This is a genomic window from Pseudomonas sp. 05T35 (assembly GCF_056396605.1).
The window spans coordinates 1-5742 of the sequence record NZ_JBFTLU010000417.1 but is presented as its reverse complement, the minus strand read 5'-3'; the positions used below and the strand labels follow the sequence as shown (position 1 = coordinate 5742).

Genomic DNA, 5742 nt, shown 5'->3' with positions numbered 1-5742 from the left:
CCACTGTGGTCAGTATCGAACAGCACACCGTCGCGGATATCGGTCATGTGCACGCCATTACCGGTCAAATCCAGCAATAACGGGTCAACGTAAGTGTTGAACGTGGACATGGCCGACAAACCGTTCAGGGTCACGGCATTGCGCAGGCTGAAATCCGGTTTGCTGCTGTTCGGAGCTTGGTAGAAACTCGACAGATAGGTGTTGGGCCGAGCGTTGGGATCGAGCTGCATTTCACCGGGACGAATGCCACCCGAGGCGAGGCTGGCCATTTGGGTGGAGGTGAAATCGGTTTTGTTGAGAATCCCGCCGAGGGCGAAGATGTTGTGCGTCGCGGCGTTTTGAATGAAGCCGTTGGCGACGTCTTGCTGGGCTTTGCTTTCGCCCTGGATGTGTTGTTGGGGTTGGGGGGAAGGATTGATGTTGATATTAACCAAGTCCTTGCCAGGTGTTGCTTCTACCACCTTATCTTTCTCATACAGCTTATAACGATTATCCGCTATAAAGCTGCTCATTTCCCGCCACAACTTCCACGTAGGACTAACGTCCAGAGGAGAGTCTCTATTTATAAATCGCTCAACCCCTGCCATGTTTGAAATCATGGAACTTATTACATTTTGCGTAAACTCAGTTGYTGTCTCACCCGTAATCTGAATAAAATCACGACCCATACCTAAGGGAGATGGAAGTATATCAGCGAGCGCACCGGGCCATTGCCACGCCTCCAGACCCAGTTCATTCTTCATACCATTCGACTCTAGCCTGGTGATGATATTGGCTGACGTTACACCACCCCCCTTAAGCACGTTCTTTATAGTTTCTTCAGCCAACTTATCAGAGGCAACCTGAAACGCCTCATTACTCAACGGACGACCAGCTTTAGCTACTGAGTACTGTATCGATCCACGAACAATATCGTCCAAAAAGTTGCTTCGATCATTCGAATTGATTGCCTTTGCCGTCGTTAACCAGTTAGCAACCGCCTTCAAGTCAACAAGGTCACTTTCCCTGCCAGCGCTTGCTACCTCGCCAGCAACGATGCCGTGCATATATTCATATGCCGCTGAATAGCTTTTACTATCCGACAACCGCTGCAACTCTTTTAGCTGAGCATCATTAAATTTTACCAGCACCACACTTAATCTCCTTATTCTGCCATTATCCTACCAAGAACATTCAGGACAAAATCATCCACAACCCTGACGTCTGTAAGCTCCTTTGGGTATTGATAAAAAACCCATAACCCTGCCTTATATATTCGATTTGCCCGAACCGTATTCGTAAAGTCCGAGACATACACAGACACGCCATCTCCCCCTGTAAATTTTCTTTCTTGAAAGCCACCAACCTCATAACTTTCAACCCCATCAACCACCGAAACAGGCTCTTTCCCAGCAACATGTCTATTGGCATCAAATCCATCCATGGAGATGTGTTCCATATAAAAAAACACAGGCGCCTTGTTCCCTTTCCAACCATTACGCACAACCTTCATGCTTGGATAATCGACAGCAAATTGAATACTGCCTTTATCGTAGGTCACAAGCCGACACTCTTCCGGTGTCATGTTGAACCTGAAGAAGCTCCCATTTTTCCCGTCACCTGAAAACTCACATCCCGTAAAACCACCGCCATCTTGTGGTGAGTAAATTTTCATATACGGGTTATCCTTTAGCTCATACCCCATAAAACTCTCGGTGAAACCACCACAAGGAAAACGCAAAAACAAAACCCTGCCAGCAAGATAATCGCAACAAAAACCCGAAGYAGTTACCAAGCACAAATGCACGCTTTTAATAACAAACACTTAAAATCGGCCAGCTCTCCCTCCTTCTTTTTTCGCTCAACGGAAGTTGCCCTGACTACCGCTCTCTCAAACTCTCATCCACATGCTGTTGCAACGGACTCAGGAAGTACTCGATCACCCGACGCTGATCGGTCTTCACCTCCGCCGTTACCGACATCCCCGGTGACAGCGCCACTCGCTGGCCGTTGACCATCAGGTGATCGGTGTTGAGACGAATACGGCTGCTGTAGATCAACCCGCGTTTTTCATCGTCGATGGCGTCGTTCGAGACGCTGAGCACTTCGCCGTCGACGGTGCCGTATTTGGTGAAGGTGAAGGTTTCAACCTTGACCGTGACCGGCTGGCCGGCGCGGACGAAGCCGACGTCCTTGTTTTCCAGCATGGCTTCCACTTCAACCGGTTGATCCGTCGGGACGATGACCATCAACGGCTGGGCTGGGGTGACCACGCCGCCGACGGTGTGGATGGCCAATTGTTGGACGGTGCCGTCGACCGGGGCTTTTAGGCTGGTGAGGGTTTCCTGATAGCGGGCCTTGGCCAGTTCCTGAACCAGACTCGCGGCTTTTTGGTTGGCCTCCTGTTGTAGGTCGAGCATGGCACGGCGATTCTGCGCGACGACGCCCTCACGCCTGCGCCGTGCCTCGCCCTGGGCGGCGGTGGATTGCAGGACGCTGGCTTGCTGCACGCTCAACTGACGTTGCAGGTCCAGTCGGGCCTGTTCCTTTTCCAGGTATTCATGACGCGCCACGTACTGTTGCGCCAGCAGTCGCTGGTAGTCCTCAGCCAATTGCGTGGCGATCGGCACGGTTTGGCGAAGGCTCGCCACTTGCGCCTGGGCAGACTGGATTTCGGCGCTGCGCTGAAGGATCTCGGCATCGACCAGCTCCAGATTGCTGCGGTACTCCTGGTACTGCCCTTGCAACCAGCGTTGAGCACTGAGCACTTGTTCCGGGTTGGCATTGGCAATCGCCCCGATCAACGATGCCGGCGGCTTTTGCTGGTTGATCGCATCGAGCATCGCGGCACTGCGGGCGCTGTCGATTCGAGCACCCAGCAGATCACTTTGAATGCGTCTGACGTCAGCGTCCGCTGCGGTCGGGTCGAGCTCGACCAGCAACTCGCCGACTTTTACCGCCTGACCGTCACTGACGTGGATCGCCCTGACCACTGCGGTTTCGCTGGATTGAATCAGCTTGGTCTTGCCGTTCGGCACGATCTTGCCCGGCGCCACGGCGACCACTTCGATCTTGCCGATGCACGCCCAGAGCAGCGCCAGCACGGCAAAGCCCATGATGCTCCAGAGAAAGATTCTCGGTGCCGGATGCACCGGTGTGTCCTGCAACTCCAGCGCCGCCGGCAGAAACTCTGCCTCATGGGATAGCCGACGCGGGCTGTCCATGTTTTTGCGCTGGCGCCACGAGTGTCGCCAGACATGACGATAGCGCTGCAATAACGATGGGGGTGCACTCATGAGAGATCGATCCTTGAATCCGGAATACAGTGAGTACCGCCGCGCCTGATGCAGGCGCGGTCGACAAACGAATGACAGGCGATTGAGGGGCTGATCAGCCTTGCTGCATACGGTGCAGACGCGAGTAGTGGCCGGCTTGATGCGTCAGCAATTCAGCATGGCTGCCCTGCTCGACGATTTGCCCGCGATCGACCACCAGAATGCGATTGGCATCGCGCACGGCGGACAGTCGGTGGGCGATGATGATGACCGTGCGCCCGGCGCAGATGCTTTGCATGTTCTGCTGGATGATCCGCTCGGACTCGTAGTCCAGCGCGCTGGTGGCCTCATCGAAGATCAGAATCCGCGGGTTGCCGATCAACGCGCGAGCGATGGCGATCCGTTGCCGCTGACCACCGGAAAGCGAGGTACCGTGCTCACCCACCATGGTGTCGTAACCTTCGGGCAACTCCAGAATGAACTCATGGGCCCCGGCCATGCTGGCGGCGTGCATGACCGCTTCAAGAGGCGCGCCCGGATCGGTCAAGGCGATGTTTTCGCGGATGCTGCGGTTGAACAACATGTTGTCCTGAAGCACCACGCCGATTTGCCGGCGCAGCGATGAAACATCGGCCAGCGCCAGGTCCATGCCATCGACCAGCACTCGGCCACGCTCCGGCACATACAAGCGCTGGAGCAGACGCGTCAGGGTGCTTTTGCCGGAGCCGGAACGCCCCACCACGCCTATCACCTCACCGGCCGCGATCTGCAGGCTGATCCCGCGCAGGACTTCGGAGCCATCGGCGCGATAACGAAAATGCACCTGATCAAACTCGATCTGCCCCTTGAGCGGCGGCAACGCGCTGCGGGTGGCCTGGGACAGCTCGGTACGGGTATTGAGGATATCGCCCAGACGCTGCACCGAAACACCGGTTTGCTGGAAGCTGGTCCACAGCTGCGCCAGGCGCATGATCGGGCCGCTGACACGTCCGGCAAGCATGTTGAACGCGATCAGTTCGCCCACTGAAAGCTGACCGTCGATCACCAGTCGAGCCCCCAGCCAGAGGGTCGCCACGGTGACCAGTTTGCCGATCAGCGACACGCTCTCGTTAGCGAGCGTGGACAAGGTCTGGGTCTTGAAACCGGCAGCGACGTAAGCCGCCATCTGGTTGTCCCACTTGCGAATCGCCTGAGGCTCGACGGCCATGGATTTTACGGTGTCGATGCCGTTCACGGTTTCCACCAGAAACGCCTGGTTCTCCGCGCCACGGGTAAAACTGTCCTGCAACCTGGCGCGCAGCAGTGGCGTGACAAACACCGAGACCAGCACATACAAGGGCAACGACAGCAGCACAATCAGGGTGAGCCAACCGCTGTAGTAAAACATCACCAGAATGAACACCAGGGAGAACAGCACATCCAGCAGCAAGGTAATCGCATTGCCGGTCAGGAAGCTGCGGATGTTCTCCAGCTCACGCACTCGGGCCACCGAATCACCGACCCGTCGCGCCTGAAAATACGCCAGCGGCAGGTTGATCAAATGCCGGAATAACCGCGAGCCCAACTCCACGTCGATACGGCTCGCGGTATGCGCAAACACGTAGCTGCGCAGACCGCTCAATGCAGACTCGAACAGCATGATGCCCAACAACCCGGCGGCGATGACATCAAGTGTGGTCAACCCGTGATGCACCAGCACTTTGTCCATGACCACCTGGAAAAACAGCGGTGTCACGAGGGCGAACAATTGCAGGGCGAATGACACCAGCAACACTTCGCCCAACAGCTTGCGGTACTTGACGATGGCGGGAATAAACCAGGTGAAATCAAAACGCGAGGTTTCGCCAGGCAGCCCGGCCTCGGAACGCACCAGTACCAACTCGCCGGTCCAACGTGCCGCCAACGCTTCGAAAGTGATGACTTCGGGGCGATCCGAACGCGGGTCCTGGATCAGTGCCTTGCCTTGGTCCAGCTTGGCAATGATGAAGAATGTGCCATCGCCATTGGCCGCAATCGCCGGTAAGGGCGTGCGGTCCAGACGCGCGATGGAGGTATTGACCGACTTGGCCTTGAGTCCCAGTTTGCGCGCTGCGAGCAGCAGTTCGCGTTGGGTGAACAGTTGATTCGCCGGGGCAAATTCGTGGGCCAATTGTTCGGCGGACGCTGCCACCGTATGAAAACGGGCCAGCATGACCAGACACACGAGACCGGTATCTGCCGTGGGCGACTCGGCGCCCCTTCCTTGATCACTCATAAGCTTCCATGCGCGCCGCAGTGCGGCAATAAATTCGTAAACCTTTCAACAGGTTGTAACAATTCTGAAACATTAGACATCAATACGCCATCATTTCATGAGATTTATTTCACTCAGTCGTATGAAATGATGATCAGAGCGCCTTGCGCTCCTGCGGCGGCAGGAAGTCCCGATCCGCGTCGTAGTCCTTGGTCAGGTACATCGCCAGGTCGCTCAGGTCGGTTGGACTCAACG

3 protein-coding genes and 1 pseudogene are annotated in these 5742 nt (G+C 55.9%); all 4 read right to left on the bottom strand.

What is annotated here, in order from left to right:
• Positions 1-1133 (bottom strand): annotated as a pseudogene (locus AC1DH9_RS24275) (hypothetical protein); the annotation flags it as partial.
• Positions 1134-1144: 11 nt separating this feature from the next.
• Entirely contained in the window at positions 1145-1654 is a 510-nt protein-coding gene (locus AC1DH9_RS24270; RefSeq protein WP_427545685.1) for a hypothetical protein, read from the bottom strand.
• 205 nt (positions 1655-1859) lie between these two features.
• Positions 1860-3275 (bottom strand): HlyD family type I secretion periplasmic adaptor subunit, encoded by a 1416-nt coding sequence (locus tag AC1DH9_RS24265; RefSeq protein ID WP_427545683.1) that lies wholly within the window; start codon positions 3273-3275, stop codon positions 1860-1862.
• 94 nt (positions 3276-3369) lie between these two features.
• Positions 3370-5508 carry a type I secretion system permease/ATPase gene (locus tag AC1DH9_RS24260; protein ID WP_427545681.1) on the bottom strand — a complete coding sequence of 713 codons (2139 nt, stop codon included), beginning with the start codon at positions 5506-5508 and terminating at the stop codon, positions 3370-3372.
• Positions 5509-5742: the final 234 nt, after the last annotated feature.